Origin of the sequence: Allobosea lathyri (assembly GCF_900108245.1) — a bacterium.
Taxonomy (GTDB): Bacteria; Pseudomonadota; Alphaproteobacteria; order Rhizobiales; family Beijerinckiaceae; genus Allobosea; species Allobosea lathyri.
Genome location: NZ_FNUY01000002.1, coordinates 52,277 through 71,121, shown reverse-complemented (window position 1 = coordinate 71,121; position 18,845 = coordinate 52,277). Strand labels below are relative to the sequence as shown.

The following is an 18,845-nucleotide window of genomic DNA, read 5'->3' as shown; positions in this document are numbered from 1 at the left end:
GGCGTCTGCGACCGGAGGATCCATGATGGCACCTGCTTTGCTCAATGCCACGCGAAGGCGGCTCCTTGGATTTGCCGCGCTGTGCGTAGTCGCAAGCCTGTCCCCGCTTCCGCTCAGCGCACAGACCGATCCGCTGCCGTCCTGGAATGAGGGCGCCGCCAAGGCCTCGATCATCGACTTCGTGAAGCGGGTCACCACTCAGGGCGGACCGGACTTCGTCCCGATGGAGGCGCGTATCGCGACCTTCGACAATGACGGCACGCTCTGGTCGGAACAGCCGGTCTATTTTCAGGCGGCCTTCATCTTCGACCGCATCAAGGCGATGGCTAAGGACCATCCGGACTGGGCGGGCAAGCAGCCCTACAAGGCCGTCATCGACGGCGATATGAAAGCGCTGGCGGCCGCGGGTGAAAAGGGCCTGCTCGAATTGATGGCCGCGACGCATACCGGCATGAGCGTCGCCGAATTCTCCGCAATCGTCCGCGAATGGGTTCGAACGGCGCGGCATCCCCGTTTCGACAAACCCTATACCGACCTCGTCTTCCAGCCGATGCTCGAACTCCTCGCCCATTTGCGGGCGAGCGGCTTCAAGACCTTCATCGTCTCGGGCGGCGGCGTCGAGTTCATGCGCCCCTGGGTGGAGACGGTGTATGGCATTCCTCCCGAACAGGTCGTCGGGTCGAGCGGCAAGACCGCCTTCAAGCTGAATGGCGACAAGCCGGTGATCGATAAGCTCGCCGAGATCGAGTTCGTCGATGACGGCCCCGGCAAGCCTGTCGGCATCAACCGCTTCATCGGCCGCCGCCCCGTCTTCGCGGCCGGCAATTCCGATGGCGATCTGCAGATGTTGCAATGGACCACACTGAACGAAGGGCCGCGCTTCGGGCTGATCGTTCATCACACGGATGCGGAACGCGAATGGGCCTATGACCGCCATTCCCATGTCGGCAAGCTCGACAAGGCATTGGACGAGGCCCCGAAGCGCGGCTGGCTCGTCGTCAATATGAAGAAAGACTGGAAAGTCGTTTATCCGTTTCAGAAATAATTGCGCAGTGCCTCGACGAGAAAAACCTGCGCACTCTTCGCTGTGAAGATTATCGATCCGCAAAATAGCCAAAAGGAAATCGGCGCCATGTTCACGAGATCGACCCTCTCTCTGGTTGCGGCTTTCTTCCTTGCCGCTGCTCCGGCGTCGGCCCAGCAGAACACGCTTGGTCCGAAGACTGCTTCGGTCCGCATCCAACAGGTTCAGGTTGCTTTCATCGGATCGGGCCAGCTCGGCGGCGGTACCTTGAATTTTCGCGGTCGCTCCTACGGCATAACGGCCGGCGGCCTCGGCGTCGGCGGGATCGGCGCCTCGCGGCTGACGGCTACCGGCTCCGTCTACGGACTGACCCGCAGGGAGGATTTTGCCGGGGCTTATGTCCAGCTTCGCGAAGGTTGGGCATTGGGAGACCAGGGCAAGGGCCGGCTCTGGCTCCGCAACAGCAACGGTGTCACCATGCGGCTGGACACCCGGCGCCAGGGCCTGCAACTGTCGCTTGGTGCCGATGGCGTCCTGATCGGCTTCAAGTAGACATTGGCGATCAGCGCCTGCGGTTTCACCGCAGGCGCGTCTCCTCTGATTGGTGGCAGCGCCGGTATCGTAACCATAGGTGAGCATTGAGCATGACAAGCGCCTCTCTTCCCCGAATTGTCGCCTTCGCCCTTTTCGGGGTGCTCACCGGCTGCGTCTCCAATCAGCCCGTAAGCGAGGTTCCGGCGCAGGTCGTCGTGACGTCAGTACCGCCGCAACGAAGCTATCTCGATCCCGGCCCGGTTCCGACGCGTGGCGATGGACCGAACTATGTTCGCAGCAACATAGCCGGCTCGCCTAATACCGACGATCGCTTCGGCAGCGATCTCCTGCCACGCTGGTGACGAGCTGGAATGGAGCAGGCGGCAAAAGCGGATTGTGATTGCTCGCGACTAGGCCTGCTCTGATCTTTGGATGCCTGCTCGAATCTTGGGATGCCCGCTCTAATCTTTGGATGACAGGCATTCGGGCTTCAGGTGGTACAATTGTGCCGCGGCCATCTGAAATCTGCCGCCCGTCACGCGGAAGCCACCAGACTCCACGCACGTCACCGCCTATGATCTTGCCGGGACACGGCACGGTACGGGGGTACGGCGCGAGATGAGGCTGGCAGCGAACGGATATGTCGGAGCGATTGTCGCTTTGCTGCTGAGCGGCTGCGCGGGCGATGTCAGAGGCGTGCTCGCCCCTGTCGCGCAGGGCGCGCCGGACACCAGCAAGGTCACCATGCTGGTCGCGACGACGCGGGCGCGTGACCCGGACGACGGCGTTCTGTTCTCGGGCGAGCGCGGCCCCAAGCCCGCCTTCGCCGAGATCACCGTCTCGATCCCGCCCGAAGCAGTCCGGAAGGTCGGCGAAGTGCAGTGGCCCAGCCGCCTGCCCGGCGATCCCGCCAAGGAATTCGTGACACTGAAGGTCGACCGCCTCGAGCGCGAGGGCGCGCTTGCGCGGCTGCATAACGCTGTGGCCAAAACGCCCAAGCGAAGGGTTCTCGTTTTCATCCACGGGTTCAACAACCGTTTCGAGGATGCGGTCTATCGCTTCGCGCAGATCGTCCACGATTCCGACGCCAGTGTCGTGCCGGTGCTGTTCACCTGGCCATCACGCGGGTCGCTGTTCGCTTACGGCTATGACCGTGAAAGCGCCAACTACTCCCGCAACGCCCTGGAAAACCTGCTGCAGGCGCTGTCGCGCGATCCCGCGGTCGGCGAAGTCTCGATCCTGGCTCACTCCATGGGAAACTGGCTGGCGCTGGAATCGCTGAGCCAGATGTCGATCCGGAATCGAGGGCTCCCGCCAAAGATCGCCAATGTCATGCTGGCCTCGCCCGATGTCGATGTCGACGTCTTCCGCACGCAGGTCGCGGAGATCGGCAAAGGCCGAACGAAATTCACCCTGTTCGTCTCGCAGGACGATCGCGCGCTCGCGGTCTCCCGCCGCCTGTGGGAAAGCACGGCGCGCCTCGGCGCCATCGACCCCGAGGTCGAGCCCTATCGCAGCGAGTTGGCGGCCGACGGCATCACCGTACTCAACCTGACCAAGCTCAGCTCCGACGACAAGCTCAACCACGGCAAATTCGCCGAGAGCCCTGAGGTCGTTCGGTTGATCGGCACGCGCCTGGTCACGGGGCAGCCCCTCACCGATTCTCATGTCGGCATCGGCGATCGCCTGATGGAAGTCACGACCGGCGCCGCAGCCACCGTTGGGTCGGCAGCCGGCCTGGTGATTTCCGCGCCGCTTGCGGTCATCGACCCGAACACCCGGCGCAACTTCAACGGGCGCGTGGAGCATCTCGGGAAATCGATCGACGACACGGCGCGCTCGACCGGCCACGCTTTGACGGCCCCGGCCGAGAACCTCCAGACCCGATAGCGGCGCGATCGAGGGGGCGGGCTTGGCCACGATCTCCCCCTCCCGAACCGCTCTCGCCCACCTGAGATACGAAGCAGCGGATGCGAGCAGGATGCTGAGATACGCAGGCAGCGGATGGCTTGGAGCCTTTGCCGGCCTCGCGGCCGTCGCGTCGAGCTGCCTGCTGGCGGATACGGCGGAGGCCGCGCCAAAGCCCCCGACTTTCCTGCGGACCTGCACCATTTCAGTGCCCGATCAGGTACCGCTGTTCCCAAAGGGCTTCCGGCCCGCGGCACAGAGCGCCGAGGCCAGCGCCTCGGACAGTGCGTCATCCGAGGACGACAGCGAAGACGAAGACGATGATGACGACGACGCGGACACCCCTCGCGGCTTCATCTCGCCTGGCTCGAACACCTGCGTCGCGATCTCCGGAACGTTGAATTTCGGGCTGCAGCGCGACTGGTACAAGGCCAATGTCCTCGCCCGCGCGACAGGCCTCGTGCCGACCGACGCCACGAGCTTCCCTCTCACCATGTCCCTGCGCTTCGAAAGCGCGCAGACGCTGTCGAACGGCCTCTATGTCGCGTCAGCCTTCGAGTTCTCGGTCGATGCGACGACCGACGGCCAGCAGGCCGCGACGCTCGTCGAAGCCAGCGTGACGCTTGGCCCCTGGGTCTTCGGAGCCACCGACTCGCGCTTCGATTTCTGGGCCGGCGACGAGTTCGTCTTCATCGCGCGTGTGCCAAGTCGCACCGTAGGCATCATCGGCTATGAGCGGTCGCTGACGCCCACGCTGAAGGTCTCGCTCTCCGCCGAGGATGTCAGCCTGGGCCAGAGCGGCCTGCCCGTGCCCACCGGCCGCCGCGTGCCCGATGGCGTCGCCCGGCTGCTCTACGAGGGCGACGAACTGACCGTGCACGGAGCCGTGGCGCTGCGCGAAGTGCCGGCACTGCTGGCAACAGGCTCCACCCGCCTCGGCCGTGCCGCGATCATCGGCGCCACCTGGGAACGGGAGGTGCTTGGGCGAACGATGACCTTGAGCGGCCAGATCGCAGGTGCCGTCGATGCCGCTCCCTATATCGGCTCGCAGATCGACCGCCGGGCAATCGGGGCGCTGCTCACCGGCGACGACTCCACGCGCGGCTGGTCGGCCGTCGTCTCGCTCGGTAGCGAATGGACCGAGACCTGGTCCACCAACACCTATGTCAGCCGCTACCAGCTGTCCCTGCCCCAGCTCGGCATTCGGCCAGGCCGCATCAGCATCGACCGCTTCGCCTCCAACATCGTCTGGAAACCGGTCAAGGGCTTCAGGACGGGGATCGAGGCCTCGATAGCCTGGCAGCGGGCCGATCTGGTCGGGCGCACTCTGGCGGCGAGCCTCGCTGGCCGCCAGACATCGGTGCAGCTGTTCCTGGAACGCATCTTCTGACCGTCACGCAGGCGGCGCCCGCGAAGGTCGTCTCATTTGGCAGCCGGCGCGGGCTGCAAGGCCGGCAGCTTCCACTGCCCCTTCATCATCGCGGGCTTGGGGCCATAAGCCCGCACCACGAGGCTGTAGGGCGCAGCCGGCGCCGGGAGCCAGTTGCTCTCCTTGTCCTTGCCGGGCGATGTATTGCCGATGAAGAGCGTCAGGCCGCCATCCTTGTCGTAGACGAGGCCTTTCGTGCGATCGCCGATCGAATAGCGGTTGAGTGTGTTGGCATAGAGGAAGCGATCCGGCAGCGTGTAGAGCGTCGCAGACCAGAAGAACTTCGCCGGCGGAAGCTGGCCGGGCGGGAAGTGCAGGACGCCCAGCGTATCGCCCTTGCCGACGAAGCCGCCATACCACGCCTCCTCCAGCGAATTGCCGTAAAGGCCCAACGCAGCTGCGACTGCGCGCTTGGAGTAATCGTTCTTCAGAAAGGCGCGGCTGCCGAACAGGCCGTTGGAGCTCAGCGTCCGATCCCCCTTCTCCTTCAGCGCTGCCTTCCCGTCCTCGACGCCGGCATCGATCGCCGCGAGCACCGCCGGCTCGGCCTTCGCCGCCTCGAAGGGCTTTCCGGGCGCGATGCCGATCTTCGAGAAGCGCGCCAGCAACGCCTTCTCGCTGGGATGAGGCGGCTGCGCGAACTGAAGCAGGAAATTCAGGTAGCCGATGAAATCATGCGTTCCGGCCTTGGCCTTGTCATAGGCCGGAAAGGCGATGGCCGGGGCTGCGGGCGGCACAACCGTCCCAGCGAAGGTACTGAGCGGCTGCAGCTTGAACTGAGCCTGAATCGCCTTGACGTTGCCGACATCCTCCGGCCCGCTCAAGGCCGTACGGCCGAGGATGCCGACGATGTCGGTCTCGGCGCGAAAAACCTTCCTGATGCCCTTGGGCACCTTGCCCTTCCAGCGAGGGCCGGCGACGAGATAGCTACCGGCCTCAAAGCCGGTCGAACGCACACCGACATAGGCGAAGTTGAAGGTGAACAGGTCGATGAACTGCAGGACGTAGTAGCGGTCTTTCGGCACGGCAGGCACCGACACGACGATCGGCTCGGCTCTCAGGTCGAGCCAGGCCCAGGAATAGGGCGTGTCGTTGTTGGGCGTGACGATATCGTGGTTGCTGGCCGTATAGGGCTCGGAGTAATGGCGGAACGTATTGAAGCCGCCGACATATTCGGGCGCCGCCTTGTCGACCGCCTGCTTGTGCCAGGTGTTGTAGCTCTCTAGCGGTGCAAAGGCGTAGATATAGGCGTCCTTGGCGATGGCGCGAGCCTCCGTCGGAGATACCTCAGCCGCCTGGGCCTCTGGAGTGGCTGCCGCCCAGGCGAGCATCGAGAAAAGAGCAAGTGTCGCTAGACGCAGCATAAGCGCGGCCTCCTCGTCGGACTGATCTTGAGGTGGCCTGCCCAACCGCGATGCGGCGAAGGCCTGCCTCTCCACCCTGAACGATCGGCGATAACGCTCGCGTTCGGCATCGGGCAAAACCCTCGGATCGCAGCCGGCGACGCGTACCGCATCAGGCGCGCGAAGCGTGATCCCGATAATGGAATTCAACGGCGGCCAACATGTTGCGCTGCAACAGAAATTCAGCCCACCACCACCCGTTTCCTTCGACATTGGACCAATGTTGAATCCACTACACAGTCTTTGTGGATTCCAATAAGCTCGTTCTCGGCGAGGTCGATATCGCGACTGGCCGATACTACACCGCATGCGGCTAGCGCACTGAACAGACTTGCTTATTGGCCAATCTAGCCGGACGATCCGCAGACAAGGAACGCTGATCATGAAGACACTGATGTTGGCGACGCTGTCGGCGGCGGCCCTGATGGCGGCGCAGCCGCTTGCGGCCAAAACCCTGATCTACTGCTCGGAGGGCAGCCCCGAGAATTTCGCGCCGAGCGTCAACACGACCGGCACCTCTTTCGACGCCAATACGCAGATCTACGACACCCTCGTCCAGTTCGAGCGCGGCGGAACCAAGGTCGTGCCGGCGCTCGCTGAAAAATGGGATATCTCGGCCGACGGCCTCGTTTACACCTTCAACCTGCGCAAGGGCGTGAAGTGGCATAACACCCGCGCCTTCAAGCCGACGCGCGACTTCAACGCCGATGATTTCATCTTCATGATCGACCGGCAGTGGAAGGAGAGCGACCCCTATTACAAGGTCACCAGCTCGAACCACTCCTATTTCAACGACATGGGCATGCCCAAGCTGTTGAAATCAGTCGAGAAGATCGACGACTACACGATCAGGATCACGCTGAACCGGCCGGAAGCCCCGTTCCTCTCCGATCTCGCGATGCAATATGCCAGCATCCAGTCGAAGGAATATGCCGATGCCATGCTCAAGGCCGGCACGCCCGAGAAGATCGATCAGGACCCGATCGGCACCGGGCCGTTCTCGCTGGTGCAGTACCAGAAGGACGCGATCATCCGCTACAAGGCGCATCCCGACTACTGGGCCGGAAAGGCCAAGATCGACGACCTGATCTTCGCGATCACGCCCGACGCCTCGGTTCGCTGGGCCAAGCTCCAGAAGGGCGAATGCCATGTCATGCCCTATCCGAACCCGGCCGATCTCGATGCGATGAAAAAGGACGCCAATGTCCAGATTCTCGAGCAGCCCGGCCTGAACATCGGCTATCTCGCCTATAACACGGCGAAGAAACCCTTCGACGACGTCAAGGTCCGCCATGCCGTCAACATGGCGATCAACAAGAAGGCGATCATCGACGCAGTCTATCTGTCCAGCGGCATCGCGGCGATCAACCCGATCCCGCCGTCGATGTGGTCCTATAACGAGACCGTCAAGGACGACCCCTTCGATCCCGAGGCCTCCAAGAAAATGCTGGCCGAGGCCGGCTATCCCAACGGGATGGAGATCGATCTCTGGGCGATGCCGGTGCAGCGCCCCTACAACCCCAATGCCAAGCGCATCGCCGAACTGATGCAGGCCGACCTCGCCAAGGTCGGCATCAAGGCCGAGATCAAGACCTTCGAATGGGGCGAGTACCGCAAGCGCCTGCAGGCGGGCGAGCACCAGACCGGCATGTTCGGCTGGACCGGCGACAATGGCGACCCCGACAACTTCCTGCACACGCTGCTGGGCTGCGACGCCTCCAAGAACAACGGCGGCAACGTCGCGAAGTTCTGCTACCAGCCCTTCGAGGATCTGGTCCAGAAGGCCAAGAGCATCAGCGACACCGCCCAGCGTACCGAGCTCTATCGCCAGGCGCAGGTGATCTTCAAGGAACAGTCGCCCTGGTTCACGATTGCCCATGCGGTGCAGCTGAAGCCCATCCGCAAGGAGGTGAAGGACTTCAAGCTTTCGCCCTTCAGCCGGCATGTCTTCTACGGCGTCGACATCACCAACTGATGCGCTGGCGCGCCTGATGCATTGACAGCTGGGCGCGGCTTCCGAGCCGCGCCTATTTTCGTTCAAGGGGAGACGATCAATGTCCGTTCGCATACTGGCCGCCGCTGCGGCTTTGGGCCTGAGCGCGCTGTTGCAACCCGGCGCGGCCGGCGCGCAGACGCTCGTCGTCTGCTCCGAGGCAAGCCCCGACTTCCTCAATCCGCAATTCTCTTCGCAGAACACGGCCTATGACGTCGCGGCGCAGATTTACGACCGGCTGGTCGCGACCGAGCGCGGGGGGTCGCAGATCATTCCCAGCCTCGCCGAATCCTGGACGATCTCCGAGGACGGGCTGACCTATATCTTCAAGCTCCGCCATGGCGTGAAGTGGCATACGAACAAGAGCTTCACGCCGACCCGGGATTTCAACGCCGACGACGTCGTGTTCTCGGTCATGCGGATGTTCGACGAGAACCATCCCTATTACAAAGTCGGCGGCACGAACTACCAGTTCTTCGGCGAGATCGTGAAGCCGAGCCTGAAGGCGATCGAGAAGGTCGACGACTATACCGTCAAGGTCACGCTAACGCGGCCCTATGCGCCCCTGCTGAGCGCGCTGTCCGTCGAGCCGATGTCGATCCTCTCGGCCGAATATGCCGACGCGATGACGAAGGCGAACACGCAGGATCTGGTGAATCAGGCGCCGATCGGTACCGGCCCGTTCTCGCTCCTCGCCTATCAGAAGGATGCGACGGTCCGCTTCCGCGCAGTGCCCGACCACTGGACCAAGGCCGTCGGCAACAAGGACAGGATGGCGCTGGTCAACGACCTGATCTTCGTGATCACTCCGGACGCGTCGGTGCGCTATGCCAAGGTCAAATCCGGCGAATGCCAGATCGCGCGCTACCCCAATCCCGGCGACCTGCCGGCGATGCGCACCGACCCCAACCTGACCCTGCTTTCGGGCAGCATTGCCGATCAGAGCTTCCTCGCTTTCAACCAGCAGAAGAAGCCCTTCGACGACAAGCGCGTGCGCGAAGCGCTGGTCTACGCGACCAATATCCCGGCGATCATCGACGCGGTCTATCAGGGCACAGGGAAGCAGGCGGCTGCAATCGTCCCGCCCTCGCTCTGGTCGCATAACGATACGCTGAAGCCGCGTCCCTATGACCCCGCCAAGGCCAAGGCGCTGCTCACTGAGGCCGGCTTCCCCAATGGCTTCAAGACCGTGCTCTGGGCCATCCCCGTGGTCCGCGCCTATATGCCCAACGGCCGCCGCGCCGCCGAGCTGATCCAGGCGGATTGGGCCAAGGTCGGCGTCGAGGCGCAGATCCAGAGCTATGAATGGGGCGAGTACCTCAAGCGCGGCCGGGCCGGCGACCACGAGGTCGGCATGTTCGGCTACACCTGGGACTATCCCGATCCGAGCCAGATCCTGCTGTCGGGCTGGCATTGCGACGGCGTCAAATCGGGCGCCAACCGCGCACGCTGGTGCAACAAGGAGTTCTCGGCTCTCCTGACCAAGGCGAACACCATCACCGACCAGGCCGAGCGGACGAAGATGTTCATGCGCATGCAGGAAATCTTCCAGGAGGATGTCGGCGGCTTGCTCTTCGCCAACGCGCAGGCCTTCACGCCGGTGCGCAAGGAGGTCAAGGACTACAAGATCCACTTCTTCGGCGGCCAGCCCTTCGTCGGCGTGTCGCTGGTGAAATAATCGCGGCGGGCGCGCGTCCGGCCGCCCGCCCCGCTTCATCCACAGCCCGCATTTGCACCGGTATTCGAGCTCGTTGTAACTGGATGAAACAAAACCTGTGATCGCGCCGCTTCCTGCGCCTTCATCAGGCCGACAAGGTCCGGCTCAGAATGCTCCGCTTCATTCTCACCCGCGTCAGCCTGGTGATCCCGACCTTTCTCGGGATCACCTTGCTGGCCTTCTTCCTGATCCGGCTCGTCCCGGGCGATCCGATCGAGACGATGGCGGGCGAGCGGGGCATCGACGCAACGCGCCACGAAATCCTGCGCAAGGAACTCGGGCTGGACCGACCGCTGCTGGTGCAATACGGCGTCTATATCGAGCGCGTCCTGCACGGCGACCTCGGCAAGTCGATCGTGACGCGGGAAAGCGTGATCTCGGAATTCGGCGCGCTGTTTCCAGCGACGATCGAGCTCGCGCTCTGCGCCATCCTGCTTGCCCTCATCATTGGATTGCCGGCCGGCATCATCGCCGCCGTGAAACGCAATTCGATATTCGATCACGGCGTGATGGGCATCTCTCTGACCGGCTATTCCATGCCGATCTTCTGGTGGGGCCTGCTGCTGATCCTGCTGTTTTCGGTGCAGCTGGGGATCACGCCGGTCTCGGGCCGGATCGCGGTGCAGTATTATATCGAGCCCGTGACTGGGTTCCTCACCGTCGACAGCCTGCTGGCGGGCGATTTCGACGCCTTCAAATCCGCCCTCTCCCATCTCGTGCTGCCGGCGATCGTGCTCGGCACGGTGCCGCTGGCGGTGATCGCCCGGATGACGCGCTCGGCCATGCTGGAAGTGCTCGGCGAGGATTACATCCGCACCGCCCGGGCCAAGGGCATGGCACCGCTGCGCGTGGTCGCGCTCCATGCGCTGCGCAACGCGCTCATCCCCGTCATCACGGTCATCGGCCTGCAGGTCGGCGCGCTGTTCACCGGTGCGATCCTGACCGAGACGATCTTCTCCTGGCCCGGCGTCGGCAAATGGCTGATCGAGGCGATCAGCCGGCGCGATTATCCGATCCTGCAGGGCGGCACGCTGCTGATCGGCGTCGTCGTCATGAGCGTCAACCTGCTGGTCGATCTGCTCTACGGGCTGATCAATCCCCGCATCCGACATGCGCGCTGAGGGGGCATCGATCATGACCGCAGAGACACTCGAAACCCCATCCGCAACTGTTCCGGCCGGCACGCCGCCGCATCCGCTGCGCGAGTTCTGGAGCTATTTCAGCGCCAATCGCGGCGCGGTCGCGGGCCTCATCGTCATCGTGCTCGTCCTGCTCGCGGCGGTCTTTGCCGATGTGCTGGCCCCGCACTCGCCCTATCTCACCAATGACAAGGTCTTCCTGAAACCGCCCTTCTGGCAGGAAGGCGGCTCTATCAGCTACCCGCTGGGCACCGATGCGATCGGCCGCGACATCCTCTCGCGCCTGCTTTACGGCGCGCGCCTGTCGCTGGTCATCGGCATCGTCGTAGTCGCGATCGCGATGGCGATCGGCATCGTGCTCGGCCTCGTCGCCGGCTTCTTCAAGGGTATCACCGAAATCGCGATCATGCGGCTGATGGACATCGTGCTGACGATGCCGAGCCTGCTGCTCGCCATCGTCATCGTCGCGATCCTCGGCCCCGGCTTGATGAACGCGATGCTGGCAGTGGCGATCGTGGTCCTGCCCCATTATGTCCGCATCACCCGCGCCGCCGTCATCGCCGAAACCTCGAAGGACTATGTCATCGCCGCCAAGGTCAGCGGCGCCGGCACCTTGCGATTGATGTTCAGCGAAGTGCTGCCCAACTGCGCCGCTCCCCTGATCGTGCAGGCGACGCTCGGCGTGTCCACCGCGATCCTTGATGCTGCCGCGCTCGGCTTCCTGGGCCTGGGCGCACAGCCGCCAACGCCGGAATGGGGCACGATGCTGGCCGATGCGCGCGAATTCGTGCTGCGCGCATGGTGGGTGGTGACGCTGCCGGGCCTGGCGATCCTGATCACCGTGCTGGCCTTCAACCTGCTCGGCGACGGTCTGCGCGACGCCCTCGATCCAAAACTGAAGCGTTGACGCCATGCCCTTGCTTGAAATCAAGAATCTGAGCGTCGAATTCCCGACATCGTCGGGAACCTTGAAGGCCGTCGACCGAGTCAGCATGACTCTGGACGAGGGTGAAATCCTCGGCGTCGTCGGCGAATCCGGCTCCGGCAAATCGGTCACCATGCTCGCGCTGATGGGCCTCGTCGCCTATCCCGGCAAGATCACCGCCGACCGCCTGATGTTCGACGGGCGTGACCTGCTCGCCATGTCCGACCGGGAGCGCCGCAAGCTCACCGGCAAGGATGTCGCGATGATCTTCCAGGAGCCGAGCACCAGCCTCAATCCCTGCTTCACCATCGGCTTCCAGATCATCGAGACCCTCAGGAAGCATGAGGGCATGGACAAGAAGACGGCGCGTCACCGCGCGATCGAACTCCTCGAGCAGGTCGGCATTCCCGCGCCCGAGAGCCGGATGAAGGCCTATCCGCACCAGCTGTCTGGCGGCATGAACCAGCGCGTGATGATCGCGATGGCGATCGCCTGCAATCCGCGCCTGCTGATCGCCGACGAGCCGACGACCGCACTCGACGTCACCATCCAGGCCCAGATCCTCGACCTGTTGATGTCGCTCCAGCGCGACCGCGGCATGGCTTTGGTCCTGATCACCCATAATATGGGCGTGGTTGCCGAGACGGCCCAGCGCATCATGGTGATGTATGCCGGCCAGATCATGGAGGAGCGCAAGGTCGCCTCGCTCTTCGAGGCCCCGCAGCATCCTTATTCGGCTGCCCTGCTCGCCGCCCTGCCGGAGCGCAGCGAGGGTGAGCACCGGCTCGCAACCATTCCCGGCATGGTGCCGGGGCTGCACGACCGGCCCAAGGGCTGCCTGTTCGGCCCGCGCTGCGCCTACGCCACCGATCATTCGCGGCAGGTCCAGCCGGAGCTTCGTCCCTGGCAGGACGGCCAGATCCGCTGCCACTATCCGCTGGGCGATCCGCAGCGTGACGCCATGCGCGCCGCTGGCGACAGCCGACTCGTTTCGACGGAGCCCACGCCGTGACGCATCCGGTCATCGAAGCGAAAGAACTGACGCAGACCTACGCCGTGCGCCGCGGCCTGTTTCGCGCGCCCGCGAGCCTGCAGGCGGTCAGCCATGTCTCCTTCACCGTCGAGGCCGGCAAGACGCTCGCCGTCGTCGGTGAATCCGGCTGCGGGAAATCGACCCTCGCCCGGATGGCGACGCTGATCGAGGCTCCGACCTCCGGCGCCCTGACGCTCGACGGGCTCGACGCGATTCATCCGCCCTCCTCGGAGAAGCGACGCCTGCGCCGCACCGTGCAGATGGTCTTCCAGAACCCCTATGGCTCGCTCAACCCGCGCAAGCGCGTCGGCGCGATCCTCGAAGAGCCGCTGCTGATCAATACGAGCCTGAGCAAGCCTGAGCGCACCGAGAAGGCCCGCGCGATGATGGCCAGGGTCGGCCTGCGTCCCGAGCACTACAGTCGCTACCCGCACATGTTCTCGGGCGGCCAGCGCCAGCGCATCGCGATCGCGCGCTCGCTGATCCTGTCGCCGAAGCTGCTCGTTGCCGACGAGCCGGTCTCGGCACTCGACGTCTCGATCCAGGCGCAGGTGCTCAATCTCCTCGCCGATCTCCAGGACGAGTTGCAGCTCGCCTATCTGTTCATTTCGCATGATCTCGGCGTCGTCCGGCACATCGCCCATGACGTCATGGTGATGTATCTCGGCCATGCCATCGAACATGGCCCGAAGCACGCGGTCTTCGCACGGCCGCTGCATCCCTATACGCAGGCGCTGCTGGCTTCGACACCGCGCGTGACGACCGAAAAGCGTGAGCGCATCGTGCTTCGCGGCGAACTGCCCTCGCCGCTCGATCCGCCGAAAGGCTGTGTCTTCTCGACACGCTGCCCGCATGTCACGGATCTTTGCCGCGCGGAGCGCCCGCCGATCCGCCAACTGGACCAGCGCCTCATCGCCTGCCACTACGCCGAACAGTTTCTGGCCGAGGCGGCCTGAGATGGCTGGCCATCGGCGCGGTCAGTTGCATGGTGTCAGGGGGGGCGAGCTCGACGTCATGCCGGGCATGACGAGCCCGGCGGCAAGCGGTTATGCGCGAGGTTCGAGCGGCGCCAATGGCGGCACGGTCGCGACAAACTGGTCGACCGCCATCCCGGCGAGATCGCCGGGAATACCGGCGATTGAAAGCCCGATGATGATATAGCCGAGCCATTCCCGGTTGCTCTCGCCGTCGGAAACGAACCGGCCGCGGGCACAAATCTCCGCCCAGGCCTTTTCATAGACGGAATCGAGAAGCGCGGGCGCTCCGGGAACGCCGCGCATGGAAGGAACCGGCATCGTCTCCTCCTGCGTTTTTTCTAACAGACAAGAGACAGGCGCGGTTCGCAAGTCGGCGGCCTGATGCCGCCGATCACAAACGTGAGACGGTTGATTTGCGTCAAGGAAAGCCGTCTGCGATCAAACCTCCCCGGCCCTCAGAGCGCGGCCTTGGAGATTGCTGATTTCACTCGGAAACACGCAGTCATCCCGGGCTTGACCCGGGATCCATTCCGGAGCGCTTGCGGTCGATATTCAGGCATGGATCCCGGCTCTGCGCTTCGCTCCGGCCGGGATGACCCGCGTCTCCACGAAAACACAGCGTGCCCTCACGAAGCGCGTTCCTCCGTCATTTTCGGCAGGAACCAGGCCAGAAGCCCGATGGCGGGGAGAAACGAGCAGATGCGGTAGACGGCCTCGATACCGAGCCGGTCCGCGAACTCTCCCAGGATGGCGGCGGCGATCCCGCCCAGGCCAAATGACAGCCCGTAGAACAATCCACCGATCAGCCCGATCCGGCCGGGCAGAAGCTCCATCGCGTAGATCAGGATGGCGGCAAAGGCGCTCGACATGATCAGGTTGATGATGACGGTCAGCACGCCCGTCCAGAACAAGTCGGCGAATGGCAGCACCAGCGTGAACGGCAGGGCCCCCAGGATCGAAAACCAGATGATCTTGTTGCGCCCGATCCTGTCGCCCAGCATGCCGCCGCCCAACGCGCCGGCAGCCGAAGACGCCAGGAACAGGAACAGCATGACTTGCGAGGTCTGGACCGAAACCCCGAACTTCCCGATCAGGTAGAACGTGTAGAACGAGCTGAAGCTGGCCGAATAGGCGTTCTTCGAGAACAGCAGGATGACGAGGATCGTTATCGCGAGGATGACGACCGGCAACGGACGCTTGTGCGGCGTCGTCGACCCAGCCGACAGACCGGCGATTGGCTTCGCCTTCTGCTGCTTTTGAAGCAGCGCATATCGTCCGGCCGTCCAGACCATCAGCATCATCGCGACCAGCGCCGCGAACGAGAACCAGGCCAGACTGCCCTGCCCCCTCGGCACGATCACGAAGGCGGCCAGCAAGGGGCCGAGCGCGCCGCCTGTCTGACCACCGACCTGAAAGATGCCCTGAGCCAGTCCGTGCTGCCCGCCCGACGCATTGCGGGCCATCCGCGTCGCCTCTGGATGAAAGATCGACGAACCCAAACCGACGCAGCCCGCGGCGACCAGCAGCAGCGCGTAACTTCCGGCATAAGCGAGCCCAATCAGACCAACCAGGCTGAAGCCCATGCCGGCGACCATCGAATACGGCATCGGATTGCGGTCCGTGTAGTAGCCGACAGCCGGCTGCAGCAACGACGCCGTGACCTGAAAGGTCAGCGTGATCAAACCGATCTGGCCGAAATCCAGCGCATAGGCCGTCTTGATGATCGGGTAGATCGCCGGGATCAGCGACTGGATCATGTCGTTCAGCAGATGCGTCGCGCTCAGCGCGATCAGCACGGGCATGGCGGCGCGCTGGGAGACGCTGACCGGGCTGTTGAGATTCATCGAATTTCTCGCGCGGTTGCCGGTTGGCCCGGCGCATGAGCCGGGGCTGGCTTGCCCGGACAGGATGCGACAGTCGAAAAGGCCGGCAGGATAGTTGTGCTGAAGACGGAATCAGGATGGCTTCATCATCGAACTTATCACGCAGCGCTTAGCCGACGAGAGAGGTAGAACGCAGAGCGGATTTGCGTCGGTCGATCTCGACATCGCATCGGGCCTATGGTCGCAGCGGGACCGAAGCCGTTTGAGGCAAAGTGAGCGTCGCCCGCACTCCGCTTCGGTCGTCGCGGTTCGCCAGGACGAGCGTTCCACCCAGACGCCTGGCCGCCGCATCCGCGATGGCCAGTCCCAACCCTGTTCCAACCGCACTCTTGTGCCGCCCCCGGAAGAAGCGTCGTGTGACGAATGGCAGCTCCTCCTCGGGAATGCCTGGACCCTCATCCTCGACCTCGAAACCCACTTTTCCGGAAGCAGCGCGCCAACGCACCGTTCCGCCAGCCGACATATGCTGCACGGCATTCTCGTGGAGATTGCGCAGCGCCAGTGTCAGCAGTTCCCGGTCGGCGCGAATGTCGCGGCCATGCAGGCTGGCGTCGATCTCGATATGCGCACCATTGGAGGTCGCAGCCGCCGCGATCTCGTCCAGAAGATGCCCGACATTCACAGTTTCGCCGCCGTCCGGCATCTCGCCGGCATCGAGCTTTGCCAGCACCAGCAACTGGCGCATGAGACGTGCCGTGCGATCGACCGAGACGATGATCTGCTGCAGCGCCCCGTTCCGGACAGCGGCATCGGGCGCGGCCAGGGCGATCTGGGCCTGCGTCTTCAGCCCCGCGAGCGGCGTGCGCAGTTCATGGGCTGCGAAGGCGGTGACCTCCCGCTCATGCCGGCGCGCGGCGTCGACCTTGCCGAAAAGCCCGTTCAGCGCGGCAATGAGCGGCCGGACTTCCGCTGGCGCATCGCCCGTCGCGATCGGGCTCATGTCGTCGGCGTCGCGTTTCCGCAGCTCCCCGGCCATCGTCCGCAGCGGCAGCAGCCCCCGGCCAAGGCATAGCCAGATCATGAGGCCCAGCAGCGGGACCGTGAGCAGGGCCGGCGCCAGCACGCCCTTGATCAGGTCGGCGACGAGGCGGTCGCGCAGGCCGAGCCGGTCGCCGACCATGACCCGCGCGCCGGTTGCGCTGTTCTCGATCGCGTAGACCCGCCAGGATTCACCATCGACGACCCGGTCCGAGAAGCCTGACGTCACCTCGGTCAGGCGGCCATCGGGAGCGCCGCTCGAGCGCGCCATCAAACGGCCGTCGATCGACCAGATCTGGCAGGAGAGCTGGCGCTCGTAATTGGCGGCGTCCAGTTGCAAGCTGGGCAGCACGGTGCCCCCCGCAGCCATGTCCGCGGTCGCCACCAGCGAGTTCACCATGCGGGCGGCCTCTTGCAGGCGGGTGTCGAGCACATGTTCGAGTTCGGCCTTCGTGCCGGCATAGACCCAGATCACGGCGCTCAGCCAGATCAGCCCCGTTGCCGCCAGCAGGATGGCGAACAGCCTTCCGCGCAAGGATGTCATGGCACCGCCCTCATCTTGTAGCCGATGCCGCGCACGGTCTCGATGGTCTCGCGCCCGACCTTGTTGCGCAGATTATGGACATGCACCTCGACCGCGTTGCTCTCGACCTCCTCCTGCCAGCCATAGAGCCGGTCCTCGATCTCGCCTTTCGAGCGGATCGTGCCCGGTCGCTCCATCAGGGCTGCCAGCACGGCGAACTCCCGGCGCGACAGCGACACCGGCTCGCCATGCAGCGTCACCGTCATCGTCGCCGGGTCGAGCATAATTCCGCCCGTGACGAGACATGGCGCCGCCCGGCCGTTGCCACGCCTGACGATGGCACGCACGCGCGCGCCGAGTTCGTCGAGATCGAAAGGCTTGCCGAGATAATCGTCGGCGCCGGTGTCGAGGCCCTTGATGCGGTCGGGAAGTTCGTCGAGCGCGGTCAGCAGAAGCACCGGGGTGCGGTCGCCGCCGGCGCGCAGCGCGCGCAGCACGTCGAGACCCGAACCATCGGGCAGCATCAGGTCCAGCACCACGGCATCGAATTCGGATGCCGCCAGCGCAGCCCGCGCGTCGACACAGTTGGCGACGCCATCGACCGTCATCCCAGCCAGCGCGAGCCCGACCTTGAGCCCATCGGCCAGAACCGGGTCGTCCTCCACCACGAGAATGCGCATCGGCGTCTCCTTCGATCGCGACCTGCCGGGCCAGCCTTAAGGCTGGCTTAAGGTGAAGTTCCGACAGCCCCCGCCACAGAGCGGCGGAGACGGCGACATTGAACGGGATTTCCCGAGACCATCACGGATTCTACTGGCTTTGCCGCGAATGGGCGGCATCGGCGTGGCCCGCACGCTCACAGCCACCCGCGCCCGATACCACGATCGAAGGCAGCAGCGACACCGCGCAGATATCCGCGCTTCGAAGGGCGATATGCGTCGGCCTGCCGATGCTCGCCGGCAGCGCTCTCGCAGCTGGGACTGCCCTGGCAACGGATACCGCCGGTCTCGCCACGGCACGCAGCATCTCCGACTATCGCGACGCACTGCGCCTCGCGCGCCGCCGAAGCAAGGTCGCGCTCATCGATATCGGCGCCGAATGGTGCGCGGTCTGCAAGGTGCTGGACCGCACCGTCTTCGTCGACCCTCGCGTTCTGACGCTGCTCGGCCAGCTCGCTTTCATCCGCGTCGACGTGACCGCCATGGACGCCGACAGCCGCACCCTGCTGCGCCATCTCGACGCCGAAGGGCCGCCGACGCTGTTCATCGCCGACACCAGAACCGGCCGGGAGCTTCCCGACACCCGCTCGGTCGGCCGCATCAGCGCCGACGCCATGGTCGCGCGGCTTCTGCCCTTTGCCGAACCCGCCTGAACCCAGG

General features: G+C 64.4%; 17 protein-coding genes. 12 read left to right on the top strand and 5 right to left on the bottom strand.

Going from position 1 to position 18,845, the window contains the following annotated elements; translation table 11 throughout:
• Positions 1–25: 25 nt before the first annotated feature.
• The 5 genes from C4S73_RS04740 to C4S73_RS04720 all read left to right on the top strand — a co-directional run bounded on the left by C4S73_RS04740 (position 26) and on the right by C4S73_RS04720 (position 4,856).
• Positions 26–1,045: an HAD family hydrolase gene (locus C4S73_RS04740; RefSeq protein ID WP_103871813.1), complete on the top strand. Its 1,020-nt coding sequence runs from the start codon at positions 26–28 to the stop codon at positions 1,043–1,045.
• 87 nt (positions 1,046–1,132) lie between these two features.
• The gene (locus C4S73_RS04735) at positions 1,133–1,576 is read left to right on the top strand and encodes a hypothetical protein (RefSeq protein ID WP_146071276.1); all 444 of its coding nucleotides are present in this window, start codon (positions 1,133–1,135) and stop codon (positions 1,574–1,576) included.
• A gap of 92 nt (positions 1,577–1,668) precedes the next feature.
• Entirely contained in the window at positions 1,669–1,920 is a 252-nt protein-coding gene (locus C4S73_RS04730; RefSeq protein WP_103871357.1) for a hypothetical protein, read from the top strand.
• A 256-nt stretch (positions 1,921–2,176) separates the two neighbouring features.
• A complete protein-coding gene (locus tag C4S73_RS04725; RefSeq protein ID WP_103871356.1) occupies positions 2,177–3,448 on the top strand; it encodes an alpha/beta hydrolase in 1,272 nt (423 codons plus the stop codon).
• Between the two features lie 91 nt (positions 3,449–3,539).
• Positions 3,540–4,856, top strand: coding sequence for a hypothetical protein (locus C4S73_RS04720; protein WP_103871355.1), 1,317 nt, complete (start codon positions 3,540–3,542; stop codon positions 4,854–4,856).
• A 32-nt stretch (positions 4,857–4,888) separates the two neighbouring features.
• On the opposite strand, the gene C4S73_RS04715 is transcribed toward C4S73_RS04720, so the two are convergent.
• The gene (locus C4S73_RS04715) at positions 4,889–6,259 is read right to left on the bottom strand and encodes a DUF1254 domain-containing protein (RefSeq protein ID WP_103871354.1); all 1,371 of its coding nucleotides are present in this window, start codon (positions 6,257–6,259) and stop codon (positions 4,889–4,891) included.
• A 421-nt stretch (positions 6,260–6,680) separates the two neighbouring features.
• Here C4S73_RS04715 and C4S73_RS04710 point away from each other — a divergent pair, with 421 nt between their 5' ends.
• From C4S73_RS04710 to C4S73_RS04685, 6 genes are all read left to right on the top strand, one after another.
• Entirely contained in the window at positions 6,681–8,273 is a 1,593-nt protein-coding gene (locus C4S73_RS04710) for an ABC transporter substrate-binding protein (protein ID WP_103871353.1), read from the top strand.
• Positions 8,274–8,352: 79 nt separating this feature from the next.
• Positions 8,353–9,969, top strand: coding sequence for an ABC transporter substrate-binding protein (locus C4S73_RS04705; protein WP_103871352.1), 1,617 nt, complete (start codon positions 8,353–8,355; stop codon positions 9,967–9,969).
• 149 nt (positions 9,970–10,118) lie between these two features.
• Entirely contained in the window at positions 10,119–11,129 is a 1,011-nt protein-coding gene (locus C4S73_RS04700) for an ABC transporter permease subunit (protein WP_103871351.1), read from the top strand.
• Between the two features lie 13 nt (positions 11,130–11,142).
• Positions 11,143–12,054, top strand: a complete 912-nt coding sequence (locus tag C4S73_RS04695; protein ID WP_103871812.1) for an ABC transporter permease subunit — start codon at positions 11,143–11,145, stop codon at positions 12,052–12,054.
• A gap of 4 nt (positions 12,055–12,058) precedes the next feature.
• Positions 12,059–13,084: an ABC transporter ATP-binding protein gene (locus tag C4S73_RS04690; RefSeq protein WP_103871350.1), complete on the top strand. Its 1,026-nt coding sequence runs from the start codon at positions 12,059–12,061 to the stop codon at positions 13,082–13,084.
• Positions 13,081–14,061, top strand: coding sequence for a peptide ABC transporter ATP-binding protein (locus tag C4S73_RS04685; protein WP_103871349.1), 981 nt, complete (start codon positions 13,081–13,083; stop codon positions 14,059–14,061). The genes C4S73_RS04690 and C4S73_RS04685 overlap by 4 nt, the downstream gene beginning before the upstream one ends.
• A 90-nt stretch (positions 14,062–14,151) precedes the next feature.
• Here C4S73_RS04685 and C4S73_RS04680 read toward each other — a convergent pair whose 3' ends face one another.
• The 4 genes from C4S73_RS04680 to C4S73_RS04665 form a co-directional block, all read right to left on the bottom strand.
• Positions 14,152–14,400 (bottom strand): hypothetical protein, encoded by a 249-nt coding sequence (locus tag C4S73_RS04680; RefSeq protein ID WP_146071275.1) that lies wholly within the window; start codon positions 14,398–14,400, stop codon positions 14,152–14,154.
• Between the two features lie 308 nt (positions 14,401–14,708).
• Positions 14,709–15,926: an MFS transporter gene (locus C4S73_RS04675; protein ID WP_103871347.1), complete on the bottom strand. Its 1,218-nt coding sequence runs from the start codon at positions 15,924–15,926 to the stop codon at positions 14,709–14,711.
• A 214-nt stretch (positions 15,927–16,140) separates the two neighbouring features.
• The gene (locus C4S73_RS04670) at positions 16,141–17,487 is read right to left on the bottom strand and encodes an ATP-binding protein (protein WP_103871346.1); all 1,347 of its coding nucleotides are present in this window, start codon (positions 17,485–17,487) and stop codon (positions 16,141–16,143) included.
• Positions 17,484–18,146, bottom strand: a complete 663-nt coding sequence (locus C4S73_RS04665; protein ID WP_103871345.1) for a response regulator — start codon at positions 18,144–18,146, stop codon at positions 17,484–17,486. The genes C4S73_RS04670 and C4S73_RS04665 overlap by 4 nt, the downstream gene beginning before the upstream one ends.
• A 98-nt stretch (positions 18,147–18,244) precedes the next feature.
• On the opposite strand from C4S73_RS04665, the gene C4S73_RS04660 reads away from it, so the two are divergent.
• The gene (locus C4S73_RS04660) at positions 18,245–18,838 is read left to right on the top strand and encodes a thioredoxin family protein (RefSeq protein ID WP_146071274.1); all 594 of its coding nucleotides are present in this window, start codon (positions 18,245–18,247) and stop codon (positions 18,836–18,838) included.
• Positions 18,839–18,845: the final 7 nt, after the last annotated feature.

What these genes read in the sequence shown, in the direction of transcription:
- C4S73_RS04715 (WP_103871354.1), bottom strand. Translation starts at nt 6,259, where the DNA reads ATGCTGCGTCTAGCGACACTTGCTCTTTTCTCGATGCTCGCCTGGGCG.
- C4S73_RS04720 (WP_103871355.1), top strand. Translation starts at nt 3,540, where the DNA reads ATGCTGAGATACGCAGGCAGCGGATGGCTTGGAGCCTTTGCCGGCCTC.
- C4S73_RS04670 (WP_103871346.1), bottom strand. Translation starts at nt 17,487, where the DNA reads ATGACATCCTTGCGCGGAAGGCTGTTCGCCATCCTGCTGGCGGCAACG.
- C4S73_RS04690 (WP_103871350.1), top strand. Translation starts at nt 12,059, where the DNA reads ATGCCCTTGCTTGAAATCAAGAATCTGAGCGTCGAATTCCCGACATCG.
- C4S73_RS04695 (WP_103871812.1), top strand. Translation starts at nt 11,143, where the DNA reads ATGACCGCAGAGACACTCGAAACCCCATCCGCAACTGTTCCGGCCGGC.
- C4S73_RS04675 (WP_103871347.1), bottom strand. Translation starts at nt 15,926, where the DNA reads ATGAATCTCAACAGCCCGGTCAGCGTCTCCCAGCGCGCCGCCATGCCC.
- C4S73_RS04665 (WP_103871345.1), bottom strand. Translation starts at nt 18,146, where the DNA reads ATGCGCATTCTCGTGGTGGAGGACGACCCGGTTCTGGCCGATGGGCTC.
- C4S73_RS04680 (WP_146071275.1), bottom strand. Translation starts at nt 14,400, where the DNA reads ATGCCGGTTCCTTCCATGCGCGGCGTTCCCGGAGCGCCCGCGCTTCTC.
- C4S73_RS04730 (WP_103871357.1), top strand. Translation starts at nt 1,669, where the DNA reads ATGACAAGCGCCTCTCTTCCCCGAATTGTCGCCTTCGCCCTTTTCGGG.
- C4S73_RS04710 (WP_103871353.1), top strand. Translation starts at nt 6,681, where the DNA reads ATGAAGACACTGATGTTGGCGACGCTGTCGGCGGCGGCCCTGATGGCG.
- C4S73_RS04735 (WP_146071276.1), top strand. Translation starts at nt 1,133, where the DNA reads ATGTTCACGAGATCGACCCTCTCTCTGGTTGCGGCTTTCTTCCTTGCC.
- C4S73_RS04740 (WP_103871813.1), top strand. Translation starts at nt 26, where the DNA reads ATGGCACCTGCTTTGCTCAATGCCACGCGAAGGCGGCTCCTTGGATTT.
- C4S73_RS04705 (WP_103871352.1), top strand. Translation starts at nt 8,353, where the DNA reads ATGTCCGTTCGCATACTGGCCGCCGCTGCGGCTTTGGGCCTGAGCGCG.
- C4S73_RS04725 (WP_103871356.1), top strand. Translation starts at nt 2,177, where the DNA reads ATGAGGCTGGCAGCGAACGGATATGTCGGAGCGATTGTCGCTTTGCTG.
- C4S73_RS04700 (WP_103871351.1), top strand. Translation starts at nt 10,119, where the DNA reads ATGCTCCGCTTCATTCTCACCCGCGTCAGCCTGGTGATCCCGACCTTT.